This is a genomic window from Aeromonas sp. EU05-FHT14A05, from assembly GCF_058791175.1.
On the sequence record NZ_JBYTDH010000001.1, the window covers coordinates 113,382 to 128,586 of the forward strand.

The window sequence follows — 15,205 nt, forward strand, 5'->3', positions numbered from 1 at the left end:
AGGGTTGAAGGGACAGCGCCAAGGTGAGCGCGTCAGTGCGCCCGGCCTTCCTCGAGCTTGCGCTCATAGTCCTGGCGGACGATGGCGAGCGCCGCCAGGGCGAGCTCCGGGGCAATCTGGTTGGTTTCCAGCAGTTCTATCAGATCCACCGCGAGTTTGACCTCGGGCGGTGCAGTTTCCAGTGACATCTTGGTTTCTCGTGGGGCAGCGGGTGCGCCATTATAGCGCCCCGGGCGGTGAAGACACGCCCCGACTGCCCGGGGGTTGACGGGTTTCACATGTGCTGGCGCATCTCCTTGTCGAGCTCCTCGCGCAGGGTCATCAGCTTCCTGGCGTACTGCTGCAACTGCAGATCCTGCTCGCTCACCGGCTGCCACTGGGGCACAGGGCTCGGTTTGCCGTGCTCGTCCATGGCCACGAAGATGATGATGCAGTGGGTGGTTTTGTGGCGCGCAGGGTCAGTGGGGTGGCGGCTGTAGACGTCCACCGCCAGGTGCATGCTGGTGGTGCCGGTGTGGATCACCTTGGCGTGCACCTCCACCAACTGGCCTATCTGGATGGGGCGCAGGAAACGGATGCCCCCCACATAGACGGTGACGGCATAGCCGCCACACCAGCCGGCGGCGCAGGCGTAGCCGGCCTGATCGATCCACTTCATCACCATGCCGCCATGGACCTTGCCACCGAAGTTGACGTCGGCGGGTTCGGCGAGAAATTGCAGGGTCAGTTCGCGGGGTGGGATCATGCTCTCTCCTCGGCTTATTGCCGGTAACTCTTGCGATAGGTCTCGGCCTGCTGGCAGGCGGGCACCTTGGAAAAATCGGGGCGCTTGTTGCCCTCGCGCTGGCCGAAGCTGGCGTACTCCTGCTGGCAGCGGGTCGTTTTGCCCCCCTCCTTGATGCAGGCGTCGATGCGCTGCTGTCGACCCTGCACGATCAGCAGTTGCTGCGCGTTGGCACAGGCCCGATCCAGCCCGGCTTGATGGGTTTCCCGATCCTGTTCTATGGCGAGCAGGCCGCTCGACAGGCTGCTGGCGAGCAACAGTATGACCATCTTCATCATGCTTTGTCTCCTTGTGGGGGGCGTCCTGTTATGACCAGGGCTATGCCCCCCAGAATGCCCAGAGATGACAATAACAATCGCAGCGACCAGGACTCATCCAACCAGATGATCCCGGCCAGCGCCGCGAGCAGGGGCACCAGCAGCTGGACGCTGGCGGCCAGGGTGCGTCCCAGCTGGGGCAGCACCAGATACCAGAGCGCATACCCAAGGCCGGAGGCGAGGGCCCCCGAGGCCAGGGCGTAGCCAATGGCCGCCGGGCTGGCCTCAAGCCGGCCAAGCAGCAGGTAGAGCAGGGCCGCCGGCAGGCTGGCCCGCAGGAAGTGACCGGCATTGGCGGCGATGGGATCGGTAAAGCGTGAGGCCCGCAGGGTATAGCAGGCCCAGGCGATACCGGCGCCTATCATCAGGGCCGCCCCCAGGGGATCCGGCGCCCGGATGCCGGGCAGCAACAGCAATACCAGCCCTGCCATGGCGAGCAGCAGACCAGCCCACTGGCGCAGTGGCAGGGACTCTCCGCGCAGCAGGGGGGGGGCCAGCATGCTGAGCTGGACGGCGGCAAACAGCAGCAGGGCACCGGTGCCTGCGGTCAGGGTGAGATAGGCGAACGAGAAGGCGGCGCCATAGGCGATGAGGGCGAGGGCACCCCCCCAGTCTCCCTGGCGCGGCGACTGGTGGCGAACCCGGCACAGCAGGATCAGCATCAGGGCGCCGCTGGTCAGCCGCAGCAGGGTAAACAGGGCCGGATCCATCCGCTCTTCGAACAGGGCGAGGCGGCAGAGTACCGAATTGGCAGCGAACGCAGTGAGCGTCAGCAGGGTCAGCAGCAACAGGCGGGGTAGTGGCATCCATTCACCTTGAGTTCAGCGGCGGCGGCCCAGCATGGCATCTCATGCAAATGAGGAGGCCCCATGAAACAGATGCTGGAGCAATTGATGGGAGCTGGCAAGGGCTGGCTCAACGATGGTGGCGACACGCGCAAGGCCCAGATGAAGGGCATGGCCCAGGGTGGGCTGGCCGCCGGGGCCATGGCGCTGCTGCTTGGCAACAAGAAGATGCGCAAGTACGGCACCAAGGTGGCGGCGGTGGGCGGGGCGGCGGCCCTCGGCGGGCTGGCCTACAAGCTCTATCAGGACTGGCAGCAGAACCAGAGTGCGCCTGCGGCCGGCACACCCCATCCCCTCAACGAGCTGGCGGGCGCCGAACTGGATGCCCGCGCCAGCCTGCTGGTGCGCGCCATGGTGGCGGCGGCCCGGGCCGACGGCCACATCGACGCCGTCGAGCGCCAGAAGATCCAGGAGTACCTGACCGAGCAGGGCCAACCCGATGCCGCCCGCTGGATTGACGCCGAGCTGGCCCGTCCGCTGGATCCGCAAGCCCTGGCCCGGGAAGTGACCGACATGGAGCAGGCCACCGAGGTCTATCTCGCCTCCCTGCTCGCCGTCGAGGTGGATCACTTCATGGAGCGCGGCTATCTCGACGAGCTGGCCCGTGCCCTGAAACTCGATGACAACCTGAAAGCCAGTATAGAGCGCCAGGTGGCCCAGCTGGGCGCACCGGGTTGAGCCCAGGCTGCCATCAGATTGTCCACAAGGCCCCGTCACGGGGCCTTGTCGTTGGTTCCCCCCGGGTGAACCCTTGCCATAAGGGGATACAATCGGCGCTTCATCTTGGGGGCGACTCCTCCTATGATGGGTTTCTCCCCAGGCCGCTGGGGGGAGGTCATCAACCACAGGCAAGGAGCGCCCATTGGAAATACGCAAGGCAGTTGAACAGGACATTGACGCCATTCTCGAGTTGAATCGGCAAATTGGATTGATCCATTTTGAGCAGGCCCCCGAGGTGTTTTGCCCGCCCTCACCCCAGGAGCGGGAGTTTTTGCTGGCGGCCATAGGTTGTGAGGAGCGGCTGTTCTGCGTGGCGGTGGATAACGAGCGGGTGCTGGGCTTTCTGACGGCCAGGATCGAGATCAATGAGGCCATCCCCTTCCTCTCCAAGCTCCCCATCTGCCGTATCGGCTCCGTGGTCGTCGATGAGGATCATCGCTCCCGCGGCATCGGCAAGGCGTTGATGGCTCACTGCGATTGCTGGGCCAAGGCCCACGATGCAAGCCAGATCCGTCTGGAGGTGATGTCATTCAATGACAGGGCCAAGTCTCTTTACGAATCCCTCGGTTTCACCAGACAGTCCGAAATTTATGCCCGATAAGCGGGCCCTCTCTCGATGAACAAGGCCCCATCACGGGGCCTTGTTGTTGCTGTTGTTGAAAGTGCTGCGATCGTGTTCAGCTCTCTGCCGGCCAGGGGCCGAGCTCGATGCAGTGGCCACGATAGAGCGGGCGTTCGCTGCCCTTCGCCATCACCAGCAGTTCGCTGCTCTGCTTGAGCTGCTGCCATTCGGCCCCGCTCATCAGGCGGCCCGCCATGACCTCCCCGAGGGGGGCGAGGGGCACCAGCTTGGCGGACTCTTTGTCACGCATCCAGAGCATGGCGTCGGCGGGCAGGCGCAGCGGGTTTGCCAGATTCTGTTGCAAGCGGATGCTGGACTGACCCGGCCGCTTGCCCTGATAGGCCACCAGCACGAAGGGGGCCTCCTCGCCTGCGGAGGACATTGTGGCCAGGTAGCGCACCGGCTGGATGGGCGCGGAGTGCCAGGGAAGCAGCGGTTGGAGCCATAGGCCGAGCAGCAGGGAGGCTGCCATGGCGAGCGGCCACCACAGGCGGTTGGGCCCGGGCTTGGGGGAGATCCCCTGTGCTATCCCGTGCCAGATCTGGCGGGGCAGGGGCGGAGCGGGTTGGGGCTGGCACAGCAGAGGATCCAGATGTTGCTGCCACTGTTCAATCCACTGCCACCAGTCGGGGTCGCGGGCCATCAGGCGGCTCATCCTGGCCTGTACCCGCGGGCTCAGGGTACCCAGCACATACTCGCCGGCGAGCCGCTCGCGCAGGGCGGGGTCTCGATAGCGTTTGGGGGTCATTGAGTCAGGCATAGCTTGAGCTCCTCCAATCCGCGCCGGATCCAGGACTTGACCGTGCCGAGCGGGGTCTGGGTGTGGCTGACGATCTCCTGATGGCTCAGGCCGTGGCGATAGGCCAGCACTATGGCGTTTCTCTTATCGGCGGAGAGTTGCTCGAGACAGCGCTCGAGAGAGAAAGAGGGGGGCTGGCCCCCCTCGCTGTGCCCAGACAATCCCTCATCCCAGGGCACCTCCCCGTGGCGAGCCCTGGCCCGCAAGGCATCGATGGCGAGATTGCGCATGCACTGGCAGAGCCAGGCCCAGGGGTAGTCGACGGGATAGGCGCTCTGGCCGTGCCAGATCTTCAAAAAGCCCTCCTGCAGGATGTCCGCGGCCCACTGCTTGTCCTTGAGCAGGGCGTGGAGCATGGCATACAGAGGCTGGCCCGTCAGCCGGTAGAGGGCTTCAAATGCCTGCTTGTCCCTCTGCCGGCTGCGGGCGAGCAGGTGGGCAAGTTGCTGGTTGTCGATATTCACTCAGACCTCATAGTTGGACGCGATGCCAGACATTCTTCACGCCGTCCCCGCTGCTCTGGCCGGGCTGCTCATCCTTGATCCAGCGATAGAGCGGTTGGCCACGGTAGCTCCACTGATAGTTGCCATCGTCGCGCAGGATCAGGCTGATGCCGACGTCGGCCGCGCTGCCGACGCCCGCCTTGGCCTGCTCCGCGCTGGCCAATGCCGGCGGCCACTTTTCGGCGCACTCAGCATAACAGGTTGATTTTCCTTGGGCATCCTTGTCGAAGCGGTAGAGGCTGAAGCCCTTGGCATCGACCAGATAGGCCTTGCCGTTCTCGGTCATCCGGGCGATGGGCAGCTGTTCGGCCCCGCTCAGGGGCTGAGTGTCCAGGGCCCAGGCCGAGGCGAGGGGCAGGCAGGCGAGGGTGATGAGGAACTTGTTCATGGTGTTCTCCTTGGGTCTGTTGGCGATGGTTTGTTTGGTTATGAGAGGTCAGGGGTTAACGGGTCCAACCATCCTGGGCGAAGAAGGGCTCGCCTTGGGGGCTGTCGATGAAGTCGATAAAGCGCTGGGTGCTGGCATCCGCCCCTTGCGCCTTGGTGATCAGCAGGCCGCGATAGATGCGGCGCTCCGGCTCGATCTCGACGAAATCCGCCTTGTCCTGGTGGTTCAGGGGCCAGTGCACCCAGGTGATCCAGGCATCGGCCCGCTGGCCGGTGAAGGCCCGGAAACTGGCGCCGCTGCCCTGCTCGAAGGCGACGATGTTGCGCCTGAGCTTCTGCACATCGGCCAGCTTGCCCCTGCGCCCGGCCACGTCTTCCCAGAGTCCGGTGCCCGAGGTGTTGTAGCTGCCGAGTCCCTCGGTCACCACCACCTTGAGGGGGCGATTGATGAGATCCTCCACCCCGGTGATCCGCGCGGGGTTGCCCTTCTGCACCGCGATGACGCTGCGGCGCAGGTAGTAGGCGTGGGCGCTCTGCTTGTCGAGGAAGGGGTAGCTCTGCAGGTAGGCGGACATGGATTGCTCGGCCCCGGCGAAGATGAGATCGGCATCCTTGACGGCCCTGTCACGCCAGCTATGTTCGGGGCCGGCGGTGACCTCGACCGGGATCCCGGTCTCCTGCTGGAAGGCTGTAGCCGCCCGTTTCAGGGCGGTGTCCGGGCCACCGGGGCCATAGAGGCGGATCACGCCGTCACCGGCCTGATGGACAGGGTCGGTCTGGGCAGACTGGGGGAGGGGGGTGGCCTGCAGCGGCTGGATGAGGGCCGAGCAGAACAGGGCGAGCCAGAGGGGTTGGGATTTCATCGTCTCTCCTTGATTGAGGTTCAAGCAAGAGACGAAGGAGGGAGGCGATTGGATGCAGCTGAGGAGAAATTAATTTATCAATAAAGCCGAACCTGCCTCAGGTGCAGCTATCGATAAAGGCTAGGAGCCTCCCAATTTCTGGTGGACCAGGGCCGCCAGTCGGGTGAGGGCGGCCTCCAGCGCCGGGCTCCAGGGATGGGCGCTGTTGAGGCGCAGGCAGTGGTTGTGCTGGCCCTGGCTCGAGAACAGGGCCCCGGGGGCCAACGAGAAGCCGCTGGCCAGCGCCTGGGCATAGAGGGCCCGGCTGTCGAGGCGCGCGTCGAATGTCAGCCAGAGGAAGTAGCCGCCGTCCGGGGTCGAGATATGCACCTCGTCCTGGAAGAGGCGCAGCAGAGCAGCCCGCATCTGCTGCTGGCGCTGGGCCAGGGTGTGGCGCAGGCGGCGAAAGTGGGCATCCACCCCGCCCTGGCGCAGCATGTCGGCGAGCGCCAGCTGGCTCGGCACATTGGTGGAGAGCGTCGACATCAGTTGCAGCCGCTGGATGCGCTCGGCATGGGATCCGGCCACCACCCAGCCGACCCGAAAGCCCGGCGCCAGGCACTTGGTCCAGGAGCCGCACAGCAGGCTGTCGCCCCGGGCGTCCCAGCGCTTGATGGGGCTGGGGCGCTCGCGGCCAAAATAGAGCTCGGCGTAGACGTCGTCCTCCACCAGGGGCACCTCATGGGCGTTGAGCAACGCCATCAGTTCCTGCTTGTGGCCATCCGGCATGGTGTGACCCAGGGGATGCTGCACGTTGCCCATCAGCCAGCACGCCTTGATGGGGCGCTGGGCGAGGGCCTCGGTGAGCAGGGCGAGATCGATGCCCACCCCGGGGATCACGGGGATCTCCACCACGTTGAGCTTGAGCCGCTCTATGGCCTGCAGGGCGCCGTAGAAGGTGGGGGACTCCACCACCACCCAGTCCCCGGGCTCGGTCAGCACCTGCAGGCTTAAGGAGAGCGCCTCCATGGCACCCGTGGTGATGATGATCTCCTGGGGATCCACCGCCAGGCCGTCGCTGGCGTAACGCTGGGCGATGGCGCGGCGCAGCGCCTCGTTGCCGGGAGGCAGATCTGCCACCGTGCTGAAGGGATCGAGGCGGCGCATGCAGCTCGCCAGGGCACGGCCGAGCTGGGGGTGGGGGAAGAGGGCGGGATCCGCCACCGCGAGCCCCAGCGGCACCAGCTCCCGGGACTTGCTCGCCTGCAACACCTCGAACACCAGATCGTTGATGTCCACCGAGCCGCTGTAGCGGGCCTGCTGGGCCGTGCCGGCGGACAGCGGGGAGGTGGCGGCCTTGACGTAGTAGCCGGACTGGGGCCGCGCCAGGATGAGGCCGCGGCTCTCGAGCAGCTGATAGGCCTGCAGCACCGTCATGGGGCTCAAATGATGGGTCTTGCAGCTCTGGCGGATGGAGGGGATGCGCTCCCCCGGCTGCCAGAGGCCGCTCTCTATCTGCTGCTGCAACATGGCAGCCAGCTGACCGTAACGGGACATGGGGTGGCCTAAACTGTTATAGGTGGATTTCACTATAACTGCATCTGTTATAGGTGTCATGGCACGTGTTGTACTTAACGGGCGAAAACCTGCCTGTTAAATGCAACATAGAGAGTCATGCATGATAAGCCTGGATGATGTGGTCAGCCTCTCCCGAATACAGTTCGGCGCGACGGCGATGTTCCACTTTCTGTTTGTGCCCCTCACCCTGGGGCTGTCCTGGATCCTGGTGATCGCCGAGTCCGCCTACGTGATGACCGGCAAGGTGATCTACAAGGACATCACCCGCTTCTGGGGCAAGCTGTTCGGTATCAACTTCGTCATGGGGGTCACCACCGGCATTACCCTGGAGTTCCAGTTCGGTACCAACTGGGCCTACTACTCCCACTATGTCGGCGACATCTTCGGCACCCCGCTGGCGGTGGAGGGGCTGATGGCCTTCTTCCTGGAGTCCACCCTGGTGGGCCTCTTCTTCTTCGGCTGGGACAAGCTCTCCCGGGGTCAGCACCTGCTGGTGACCATGCTGGTGGCGCTTGGCTCCAACCTCTCCGCGCTCTGGATCCTCATCGCCAACGGCTGGATGCAGAACCCGGTGGGGGCCGAGTTCAACCCCATGACGATGCGCATGGAGCTGGTGGACGTGGCGGCGGTGATCTTCAACCCGGTGGCCCAGGTCAAGTTCGTGCACACGGTAGCGGCGGGCTATGTGGCCGCCTCCCTGTTCGTGATGGGGGTGAGCAGCTGGTATCTGCTGCGTCGCATGGAGGTGCGCTTCGCCCTGCGCTCCTTCGCCATCGCCTCGGGCTTTGGTCTGGCGGCCATCCTCTCGGTCATTGTGCTGGGGGACGAGTCGGGCTATCGCACCGGGGAGGTGCAGAAGGTCAAGCTCGCCGCCATTGAGGCGGAGTGGCACACCGAGCCGGCGCCCGCCTCCTTCACCCTGTTCGGCCTGCCGGATCAGCGCGCCGAGACCACTCACGCTGCGGTCAAGATACCCTATCTGATGGGCATCATCGCCACCCGCTCCCTGGATGAGCAGGTGACGGGTTTGAAAGATCTGAAGGCGCAGCACGAGGTGCGCGTTCGCAGCGGCATGCTTGCCCACGACGCCCTGGAGGCGCTGCGCTCAGACGGCAGCAATGCCGAGGCCCGCGCCACCTTCGAGCGCCACCGCGCGGATCTCGGCTACGGCCTGCTGCTGACCCCCTACGCCGCCGATATCGGCAAGGCGGACGAGGCGGCCATCGCCCGGGCGGTCGACGACTCCATTCCCCAGGTGGCGCCGCTCTTCTGGAGTTTCCGGCTGATGGTGGGCATAGGGGTGGTGTTGCTCGGGCTCTTTGGTGCCGCCTTCCTGCAGCTGTGCCGGGGTAAGCTGGTGCAATCCCCGCGCCTGCTCAAGGCGCTGTTCTGGAGCATACCGCTGCCCTGGATTGCCATCGAGGCGGGCTGGTTCGTGGCGGAGTTCGGCCGCCAGCCCTGGACCATCAGCGACGTGCTGCCGGTGTCGGCCTCCGTCTCCTTGCTGCAACCTGGGCAACTCTGGTTCAGCCTCATCTCCATCTTCCTCATCTACAGCACGTTGCTGGTGGTGGAGCTGTTCTTGTTGCGTCACGTGATCCGCAAAGGGCCCGCGAGCCTGCAGACGGGTCGTTATCAAGGTGAAGTGTTGAAAAACGGGAGTCCCGTCTGATGGATTACGAAACCCTGAAACTCATCTGGTGGGGGCTGGTGCTCTTCCTGCTCATCGGCTTCGTGGTGATGGATGGCTTCGATCTCGGGGTCGGCATGTTGCTCCCCGTGGTGGCCAAAACCGATGAGGAGCGGCGGGTGCTGCTCAACAGCGTGGGGCCGGTGTGGGAGGGCAACCAGGTGTGGCTCATCGCCGGTGCCGGCACCCTGTTCGCCGCCTGGCCCCTGGTCTATGCCGCCTCCTTCTCGGCGCTCTACGTGCCCTTCATGTTCCTGCTGTTCGGCCTCTTCCTGCGCCCGGTGGGGTTTGACTATCGCAGCAAGCTGCCGGACCCCCTGTGGCGCCGCTGGTGGGACAGGGCCCTGGTGATGGGTGCCCTGCTGCCGACCCTGGTGTTTGGCGCGACCCTGGGCTTCTTGCTGCAAGGCTTGCCGTTTCGCTTCGACTCGGCCCTTCGCATCCACTACGGCGCCTTCGATTTTAACTGGCCGCTGCTGTTGACCTGCATGGGCACGGCGCTGGTCCTGCTGATGCTCCATGGCTGCAGCTTCCTGCAGTGCAAGACCCAAGGGGTGATAGCAGCGCGCTGCGCCCGCCAGAGCCGCTGGCTCGGCCCATTGGCGAGCATTCTCTTTGCCCTCGGCGGTTTCTGGCTCAGCCAGATGCGCGGTTACCGGATAGCCGAGATAGGGGATCTCAACCGCGCCCTGACCCCCCTGATGAAGCAGGTGACGACGGCGCCGGATGGCTGGTTTGGCAACTTCGTGGCACACCCTGTGCTCTGGGCAGTGCCTGCCCTTGGCCTCGCGCTGCCGCTCTTGAGTACGCTGGCCAGCCAGCTGGGTCGGGCGCGGCTGGCCATCCTCGCCAGCGGTGGTGCCTGCGCCACCATGATGCTGACCGTGGCCATCGCGCTCTTCCCCTTCGTGCTGCCCTCGTCTCTGGATCCGTCCAGCAGCCTGACCCTGTGGGATGGCACCTCCAGCGAGCGGACGCTGCTTATCATGCTGGGCATAGTCGCGGTGCTGATGCCCATCAACATCGGCTATACGCTCTGGGTCTACTGGGTGGCGCGGGGCAAGATGAGTACCGAGCAGGTGCGCCAGCAGGGCCATAGCCTTTACTGACACAGGAATTGAGGAGTCTTCGATATGTGGTATTTCACCTGGATTTTGGGGCTGGGGTTTGCGCTGCTGTGCGGCCTGGTCAATCTGCTCTGGCTGGAGGCGCGCTGGGCCGCCGACGAGGATCTCAAGGAGTCTTGAGCCGCGCCATCTTGCCAATGAAAGAGGCCGACACTGGGTGTCGGCCTCTTCGTCTGTGGGAGGTTAAACCGCCAGCGCCAACTTGGCCTCGCGCCTCTCGCTGACGTGGGTCAGGCCATAGGCCAGCAGCACGATGAGGGCTCCGATCCAGGGGGTGTGCATCAGACCCAGGTGATCCACCACTAAACCCCCCACCACGGATCCCAGCGCTATGCCGACGTTGAAGGCGGCGATGTTGAGGCCGGAGGCCACGTCCACGGCATTGGGGGTGTGGATTTCGGCCTGTTTCACCACCAGCACCTGCAGCCCCGGCACGTTGCCGAACGCGAAGGCACCCCACACCAGCACGGTGAGCACCGCCAGCACCGGATGGGGCGCGGTGAAGGTGAGCATCAGCAGGATGAGCGCCAGACCGCCAAACATCAGCTTCAAGGCGGGCAGCGGGCCCATCTTGTCCGCGAGCTTGCCGCCCCAGATATTGCCGACGGCCACCGACACCCCGTATACCAGCAGGATCAGGCTCACCGCATTGGCACCGAAGCCGCTCACCTGCTGCAAGATGGGGGCGAGGAAGGTAAAGGCGGTGAAGGCGCCGCCGTAACCCAGGGCGGTCTTGGCATAGACCATCAGCAGCGGCTTCTTGGTCAGCACGGCGAGCTGCTCACTGAGGCTGGAGGCTGTCCCCTTGGGCAGGTTGTTCGGGATCAGCAGCAGGCTGCCGACCATGGCGACGAGGCCGAGCAGGCTCACCACCAGGAAGGTCTCGCGCCAGCCGAACTGCTGACCAATCCAGGTGCCGAGCGGCACGCCGGTCACCAGGGCGACCGTGAGGCCGCTGAACATGATGGCGATGGCGCTCGCCGCCTTCTCCTTGGCCACCAGCCCGGTGGCGATTGTGCTGCCCACCGAGAAGAAGACCCCGTGGGCCAGGCCGGTGAGGATGCGGGCGACGATCAGGCTCTCGTAGCCCGGTGCCTGCCAGGCCAGCAGGTTGCCGGCGGTGAAGAGCGCCATCAGGCCCACCAGCAGCCACTTGCGCGGCAGCTTGCCGGTGAGCGCCGTCAGCACAGGTGCGCCTATGGCCACCCCCAGGGCATAGAGGCTGACCAGCAGGCCCGCCGAGGGGAGCGAGACATTGAGCTGCTCGGCTATGGTGGGAATGAGCCCCACGATCACAAACTCGGTGGTGCCGATCGCAAAGGCACTCAGGGTGAGGGCAAATAACGCCAGTGGCATACAAACTCCTTGGATAGTGGCTCCCGACGGGAGAATGGCGCCAGTATGCCGATGAGCTTTGTTGGCAAAAATGACGGCAACATCAAATTACTTTTGCCAAATAAGCAGCAATGGTGCCGTGGAAGGAGTAGTGGCTGAGGCCGCAAGAGCGGCTATGCAGAGTTAGCGGAAGGCAGAGACAAAGCGCGCAGCAGCAACGCGTGCAGAGCGAGCCGGGAACACAGAGGCAAGGGATAAAGGGGCAAGGGAAGGCTCTGGGGGTGTAGCACGGGCGGCAGTGTGGCCGCGCAGGGCTGGATGGCGTCCAGTGCCAGATGCCTGGTGATGGTGGGGGAGGGGAGGACGAGAAAAAGCGGGAGGCATGATGCCTCCCGCTTGGGGTCACAGACAGATCCCGAAGTGCGGTTTGCTCCCTTCTCCCCTGGCGGGAGAAGGGCTGGGGATGAGGAGGATCAATCCCAGGCCGGTGCGAAGTCCGGGTTGGCGCAGCGCTCGCCTCGATCCAGGGTGGCAATCTGAGCCATCTCCTCGGGGCTGAGTTTGACCTTCAGCGCAGCCAGGTTGGCGGCGAGGTTCTCCCGTTTGGTGGAGCTCGGGATCACCGTCATGCCCTGGGCCAGCAGCCAGGCGAGCGACACCTGGGCCGCCGAGACGCCGTGGCGCTTGCCGATCTCCATCAGGAGCGGTTCGCTCAGTACCTTGCCATAGGCGAGCGGCATATAGGCGGTGATGGCGATGCCGTGCTCCTGGCAGAACTCAACCACCTTGCGGTTTTGCAGCAGGGGGTGGATCTCCACCTGCTGGTGGGCGATGGCACCCGGCCCCAGGATCTCGATAGCCTGCTTGAGCTGGGCCACGGTGAAGTTGGAAACCCCTATCTCCCGGGTCAGGCCCCGGGCCTTGGCCTCGGCAAGCTGCTCCAGATAGACCGCCATCGGCACCTCATCCTGGGGGGAGGGCCAGTGAATAAGCGCCAGATCCAGGTAGTCGGTGCGCAGTTTCTCCAGGCTCAGCTCCAGGCTCGGGATCACCTTGCCCGGGCCGAACTCGCTGATCCACACCTTGGTGGTCAGGTAGATATCCTGGCGGGGCACGCCGCTTTCGCTCATCAAGTGGCCCACTTCGGCCTCGTTGTCATAGATCTGGGCGGTATCGATATGGCGATAGCCGAGATCCAGACCCTGCAGCAGGGAGTCGCGCAGGGGCTGATCCTTCAGGCGAAAGGTACCAAGACCCAGGTTGGGCATCTTCATCATCATATTCCTCAAGTTATTGTTTCTACGCTCAATATTGTGTCGGCCCGTCCCCGCATCCAGGGCGGGCAGGGGCAGGCCGCAGCTGGATTCAGGCTAGTTGATAGCGGCGAACGCTGGTGCTGGCAAACCAGCCCCGGGTGCTGGCCACGAAGGCGATAAAATGGGGCTGCTGCTGGTGGGCGCTGAGCGCCGCCTCGTTCTCCCACGCCTCGTGGATCATCCAGCCGTGGGGGCTCTCCAGGCTCTGATGCAACTGGTAGCAGAGGCACCCGGGCTCTTGCAGGGTAGCCGCTATCAAGGGGCCCAAGGCGGCGCGACACTCGGCGGCAAATTCAGGCTTGGCCTCAAGCTCGGCAATCACTGTGATGGGGGATGACATCTGCACCTCTTTGCTAAAACGACGGCCAGTATGCCCCCGGCAGACTGGGGGAAACAGGGCAGCAGTCGCAAAACACTATTGAGATAAGAGCAGCAATAAATGGGCTGGGCGAGGTGCCGGCGAAGAGGTCAGGGAGGGAAAGCAACAGGGGGCGCCGGGACGCCCTCGCCATCAGGCCGCCGGTTCGGACCAGACCGCAAACTCGTTGCCGCTGGGTTCGACAAAGTGGAAGCGCCGACCGCCGGGGAAGTCGAACAGCGGGCGGTTGATGATGCCGCCATGGTGCTGCACCTTGGCCTGGGTTGCCGCAATGTCGGCGCTGTAGAACACCAGCAGGGCGCCCCCCTGATGGCTGTGACTGCACATATCTGCGCGGTAGAAGCCGCCATCCAGCCCTTCCCCTTCGAAGGCGCAATAATCGGGACCGTAGTCGGCAAATTGCCAGCCAAAGGCGGCGGTGAAGAAGGCCTTGGTCGCGGCGAGATCCCTTGCCGCAAATTCCACATAGTTCAGTTTCTCATGGGCTTTCATGTGGGCTATCTCCATTAACATTTGTAAACAACATCATTATTTAGTCGCGATAAGCGGCAGCAATTGAGGAGTTGATCAATTTTTCATAGATATCTGCCTGTCCCGCAGGCAGGAGTTGCCGGTGAATTTCACGACGTTTGGCAGCATTGCAGAGTCGTTCCGCCAACCAACCTGTCAGATAAAGAGCAGAGAGACAACCACCTGCGGTTGCGATATTTCCCTCGACCACAAGCGGTTTGTCTTGAACATCCACACCCTGAGTGAGCAAGGCGGGCTTAGCATCTGGATGGGTCGTGGCTTGCTTGCCATCGAGCAGACCCAGTTGCGCCAAGATAAAGGAGCCTGCGCAGATAGATCCAATCAACTGTTTCTCAGGATCCAGTTTGAATGAGGACATAAATTGCGGGTCGGCCAGTACAGCCGGAATCCCTTTCTGGCCACTACTGAAAATGACTGCATCGGCATCATTGGCTGCCAGAATATGGCCATCAGTTGTGACTGAGTTACCCAACACGGAATGATGGCTTGGTTTTGTACCCAGAACCTTAACCACCCAGTCGTGCTGGGTTCTGCCAAGAATGTCTTTTATCAAGAAGAAATCGATATCGGTAAAGTCATCAAAAATAATAATGGCGATGGTATGCATCAGGTTTTCCTGCCGTTTTTATGGGGTGAACGGTGCTCATCACTCTTCTCGTCATGGTTAGGTGAGACTATTTGAACTCCTCGCCGTGATTTTCAAGTCGCTCCAGTCCGCACTGCTGGCACACCACATAGCGGTCGAGTAGCTCAAGTGCGGCGATGCCATGACCGCCGACCCCGGAGAAAAATCCGTTGAGAAACGCCCTGAAGTGGCCGCGGCGGGTTTTGGGATAGGGGGAAGGCTTCTGCTTTATCCGCTCGCTGTGCTCTGTATGCATCCCGCAGCGGGGGCAACACTGTCTGGTCATCGGGTGGGGCCTTTGTCGTGGAGCGGGGTAATGGACGGCGCCAGTCGATCCCATGGGGTCAATTTAAGCTGTCTGCCCCTGAGCCAGAGCCAACTTGCCATCAAGATACCGAATAATCCGGCAAACAGGGCTGTTTGGCGCAGGGCAAATAGCGGTCCTATCCCCATGGGTTGCCAGCTGAAAAACCACATCAACAGACCCCAGAACAGCCCTATGCTGATGCCAAACCCGAGAACGTTGGTAAGCCAGCCCTCATAGTGGGGCGGTTTGACCGGGCAACCCAGCCTGCGCAGCAGTCTGCACAGGGGCGGATTGTAGTTGGCGTGCCATACCCCTTTGCTGGCCAGCTCCTGATGGGCGGCGGCCAGCCGCGTTTCGAATGTCATGGTGTTTGTCCTTGTGACCTGGCGGCGCCATTCGATGCCATTTTGGCAGCATTGTACCGGCAAAGGGCGAGCCTGGTTTGCGCTGGCCATCACGTTATTTATCTGTGGAAATCGCGACGCCTGCCTTGCCAAT

General features: G+C 63.4%; 20 protein-coding genes. 5 read left to right on the forward strand and 15 right to left on the reverse strand.

All coding sequences use genetic code 11. From position 1 onward, the window contains the following. Positions 1-32 precede the first annotated feature (32 nt). The 4 genes from rsmS to AC3WR3_RS00540 all read right to left on the reverse strand — a co-directional run bounded on the left by rsmS (position 33) and on the right by AC3WR3_RS00540 (position 1,907). A complete protein-coding gene (gene rsmS, locus AC3WR3_RS00525) occupies positions 33-188 on the reverse strand; it encodes a pleiotropic regulatory protein RsmS (RefSeq protein ID WP_139435937.1) in 156 nt (51 codons plus the stop codon). Between the two features lie 86 nt (positions 189-274). Continuing rightward, positions 275-745 carry an acyl-CoA thioesterase gene (locus AC3WR3_RS00530; protein ID WP_041207030.1) on the reverse strand — a complete coding sequence of 157 codons (471 nt, stop codon included), beginning with the start codon at positions 743-745 and terminating at the stop codon, positions 275-277. Positions 746-759: 14 nt separating this feature from the next. Further along, the gene (locus tag AC3WR3_RS00535) at positions 760-1,062 is read right to left on the reverse strand and encodes a hypothetical protein (protein ID WP_236661616.1); all 303 of its coding nucleotides are present in this window, start codon (positions 1,060-1,062) and stop codon (positions 760-762) included. After that, the gene (locus AC3WR3_RS00540; protein WP_202046266.1) at positions 1,059-1,907 is read right to left on the reverse strand and encodes a DMT family transporter; all 849 of its coding nucleotides are present in this window, start codon (positions 1,905-1,907) and stop codon (positions 1,059-1,061) included. The genes AC3WR3_RS00535 and AC3WR3_RS00540 overlap by 4 nt, the downstream gene beginning before the upstream one ends. Before the next feature lie 63 nt (positions 1,908-1,970). On the opposite strand from AC3WR3_RS00540, the gene AC3WR3_RS00545 reads away from it, so the two are divergent. Both AC3WR3_RS00545 and AC3WR3_RS00550 read left to right on the forward strand, forming a co-directional pair. After that, positions 1,971-2,624 (forward strand): tellurite resistance TerB family protein, encoded by a 654-nt coding sequence (locus AC3WR3_RS00545; RefSeq protein ID WP_492290863.1) that lies wholly within the window; start codon positions 1,971-1,973, stop codon positions 2,622-2,624. Between the two features lie 184 nt (positions 2,625-2,808). Next, positions 2,809-3,267 (forward strand): GNAT family N-acetyltransferase, encoded by a 459-nt coding sequence (locus AC3WR3_RS00550; protein ID WP_492290864.1) that lies wholly within the window; start codon positions 2,809-2,811, stop codon positions 3,265-3,267. A 76-nt stretch (positions 3,268-3,343) separates the two neighbouring features. Here AC3WR3_RS00550 and AC3WR3_RS00555 read toward each other — a convergent pair whose 3' ends face one another. The 5 genes from AC3WR3_RS00555 to AC3WR3_RS00575 all read right to left on the reverse strand — a co-directional run bounded on the left by AC3WR3_RS00555 (position 3,344) and on the right by AC3WR3_RS00575 (position 7,376). Continuing rightward, positions 3,344-4,048: a hypothetical protein gene (locus AC3WR3_RS00555; protein ID WP_492290865.1), complete on the reverse strand. Its 705-nt coding sequence runs from the start codon at positions 4,046-4,048 to the stop codon at positions 3,344-3,346. Next, positions 4,033-4,551, reverse strand: a complete 519-nt coding sequence (locus AC3WR3_RS00560; RefSeq protein ID WP_492290866.1) for an RNA polymerase sigma factor — start codon at positions 4,549-4,551, stop codon at positions 4,033-4,035. The genes AC3WR3_RS00555 and AC3WR3_RS00560 overlap by 16 nt, the downstream gene beginning before the upstream one ends. A 7-nt stretch (positions 4,552-4,558) precedes the next feature. Next, complete coding sequence (locus AC3WR3_RS00565) at positions 4,559-4,978, reverse strand: COG4315 family predicted lipoprotein (protein WP_202046261.1); 420 nt, start codon at positions 4,976-4,978, stop codon at positions 4,559-4,561. 55 nt (positions 4,979-5,033) lie between these two features. After that, positions 5,034-5,840 (reverse strand): substrate-binding domain-containing protein, encoded by an 807-nt coding sequence (locus AC3WR3_RS00570; protein ID WP_202046260.1) that lies wholly within the window; start codon positions 5,838-5,840, stop codon positions 5,034-5,036. A gap of 120 nt (positions 5,841-5,960) precedes the next feature. Next, positions 5,961-7,376 carry an aminotransferase-like domain-containing protein gene (locus AC3WR3_RS00575; RefSeq protein WP_492290867.1) on the reverse strand — a complete coding sequence of 472 codons (1,416 nt, stop codon included), beginning with the start codon at positions 7,374-7,376 and terminating at the stop codon, positions 5,961-5,963. A 121-nt stretch (positions 7,377-7,497) separates the two neighbouring features. On the opposite strand from AC3WR3_RS00575, the gene AC3WR3_RS00580 reads away from it, so the two are divergent. The 3 genes from AC3WR3_RS00580 to cydX are packed head-to-tail and all read left to right on the forward strand — an operon-like array spanning position 7,498 to position 10,334. After that, positions 7,498-9,069: a cytochrome ubiquinol oxidase subunit I gene (locus AC3WR3_RS00580; protein ID WP_492290868.1), complete on the forward strand. Its 1,572-nt coding sequence runs from the start codon at positions 7,498-7,500 to the stop codon at positions 9,067-9,069. Continuing rightward, the gene (gene cydB / locus AC3WR3_RS00585) at positions 9,069-10,196 is read left to right on the forward strand and encodes a cytochrome d ubiquinol oxidase subunit II (RefSeq protein ID WP_492290869.1); all 1,128 of its coding nucleotides are present in this window, start codon (positions 9,069-9,071) and stop codon (positions 10,194-10,196) included. Before AC3WR3_RS00580 ends, cydB begins: the two co-directional genes overlap by 1 nt. 24 nt (positions 10,197-10,220) lie before the next feature. Beyond that, the gene (cydX, locus tag AC3WR3_RS00590) at positions 10,221-10,334 is read left to right on the forward strand and encodes a cytochrome bd-I oxidase subunit CydX (RefSeq protein WP_005310033.1); all 114 of its coding nucleotides are present in this window, start codon (positions 10,221-10,223) and stop codon (positions 10,332-10,334) included. A gap of 63 nt (positions 10,335-10,397) precedes the next feature. On the opposite strand, the gene AC3WR3_RS00595 is transcribed toward cydX, so the two are convergent. The 6 genes from AC3WR3_RS00595 to AC3WR3_RS00620 form a co-directional block, all read right to left on the reverse strand. Beyond that, on the reverse strand, positions 10,398-11,570 hold the full coding sequence (locus tag AC3WR3_RS00595) for an MFS transporter (RefSeq protein WP_492290870.1): 1,173 nt from the start codon (positions 11,568-11,570) through the stop codon (positions 10,398-10,400). 452 nt (positions 11,571-12,022) lie between these two features. Continuing rightward, on the reverse strand, positions 12,023-12,826 hold the full coding sequence (dkgB, locus tag AC3WR3_RS00600; protein WP_492290871.1) for a 2,5-didehydrogluconate reductase DkgB: 804 nt from the start codon (positions 12,824-12,826) through the stop codon (positions 12,023-12,025). An 88-nt stretch (positions 12,827-12,914) separates the two neighbouring features. Next, on the reverse strand, positions 12,915-13,205 hold the full coding sequence (locus AC3WR3_RS00605) for a putative quinol monooxygenase (RefSeq protein WP_492290872.1): 291 nt from the start codon (positions 13,203-13,205) through the stop codon (positions 12,915-12,917). A 171-nt stretch (positions 13,206-13,376) separates the two neighbouring features. Further along, entirely contained in the window at positions 13,377-13,736 is a 360-nt protein-coding gene (locus tag AC3WR3_RS00610) for a VOC family protein (protein WP_429108051.1), read from the reverse strand. A gap of 40 nt (positions 13,737-13,776) precedes the next feature. Then, the gene (locus tag AC3WR3_RS00615) at positions 13,777-14,382 is read right to left on the reverse strand and encodes a DJ-1/PfpI family protein (protein ID WP_268433148.1); all 606 of its coding nucleotides are present in this window, start codon (positions 14,380-14,382) and stop codon (positions 13,777-13,779) included. Positions 14,383-14,682: 300 nt separating this feature from the next. Continuing rightward, a complete protein-coding gene (locus AC3WR3_RS00620; RefSeq protein WP_492290873.1) occupies positions 14,683-15,072 on the reverse strand; it encodes a DUF6404 family protein in 390 nt (129 codons plus the stop codon). Positions 15,073-15,205: the final 133 nt, after the last annotated feature.

Bases quoted from the DNA above. Each gene is read 5' to 3' on its own strand.
- AC3WR3_RS00570 (WP_202046260.1), bottom strand. From the start codon at position 5,840: ATGAAATCCCAACCCCTCTGGCTCGCCCTGTTCTGCTCGGCCCTCATC.
- AC3WR3_RS00620 (WP_492290873.1), bottom strand. From the start codon at position 15,072: ATGACATTCGAAACGCGGCTGGCCGCCGCCCATCAGGAGCTGGCCAGC.
- AC3WR3_RS00535 (WP_236661616.1), bottom strand. From the start codon at position 1,062: ATGATGAAGATGGTCATACTGTTGCTCGCCAGCAGCCTGTCGAGCGGC.
- AC3WR3_RS00545 (WP_492290863.1), top strand. From the start codon at position 1,971: ATGAAACAGATGCTGGAGCAATTGATGGGAGCTGGCAAGGGCTGGCTC.
- AC3WR3_RS00580 (WP_492290868.1), top strand. From the start codon at position 7,498: ATGATAAGCCTGGATGATGTGGTCAGCCTCTCCCGAATACAGTTCGGC.
- AC3WR3_RS00530 (WP_041207030.1), bottom strand. From the start codon at position 745: ATGATCCCACCCCGCGAACTGACCCTGCAATTTCTCGCCGAACCCGCC.
- AC3WR3_RS00555 (WP_492290865.1), bottom strand. From the start codon at position 4,048: ATGCCTGACTCAATGACCCCCAAACGCTATCGAGACCCCGCCCTGCGC.
- AC3WR3_RS00610 (WP_429108051.1), bottom strand. From the start codon at position 13,736: ATGAAAGCCCATGAGAAACTGAACTATGTGGAATTTGCGGCAAGGGAT.
- AC3WR3_RS00615 (WP_268433148.1), bottom strand. From the start codon at position 14,382: ATGCATACCATCGCCATTATTATTTTTGATGACTTTACCGATATCGAT.
- cydB (WP_492290869.1), top strand. From the start codon at position 9,069: ATGGATTACGAAACCCTGAAACTCATCTGGTGGGGGCTGGTGCTCTTC.
- dkgB (WP_492290871.1), bottom strand. From the start codon at position 12,826: ATGATGAAGATGCCCAACCTGGGTCTTGGTACCTTTCGCCTGAAGGAT.
- rsmS (WP_139435937.1), bottom strand. From the start codon at position 188: ATGTCACTGGAAACTGCACCGCCCGAGGTCAAACTCGCGGTGGATCTG.
- AC3WR3_RS00575 (WP_492290867.1), bottom strand. From the start codon at position 7,376: ATGTCCCGTTACGGTCAGCTGGCTGCCATGTTGCAGCAGCAGATAGAG.
- AC3WR3_RS00565 (WP_202046261.1), bottom strand. From the start codon at position 4,978: ATGAACAAGTTCCTCATCACCCTCGCCTGCCTGCCCCTCGCCTCGGCC.
- AC3WR3_RS00595 (WP_492290870.1), bottom strand. From the start codon at position 11,570: ATGCCACTGGCGTTATTTGCCCTCACCCTGAGTGCCTTTGCGATCGGC.
- cydX (WP_005310033.1), top strand. From the start codon at position 10,221: ATGTGGTATTTCACCTGGATTTTGGGGCTGGGGTTTGCGCTGCTGTGC.
- AC3WR3_RS00540 (WP_202046266.1), bottom strand. From the start codon at position 1,907: ATGCCACTACCCCGCCTGTTGCTGCTGACCCTGCTGACGCTCACTGCG.
- AC3WR3_RS00605 (WP_492290872.1), bottom strand. From the start codon at position 13,205: ATGTCATCCCCCATCACAGTGATTGCCGAGCTTGAGGCCAAGCCTGAA.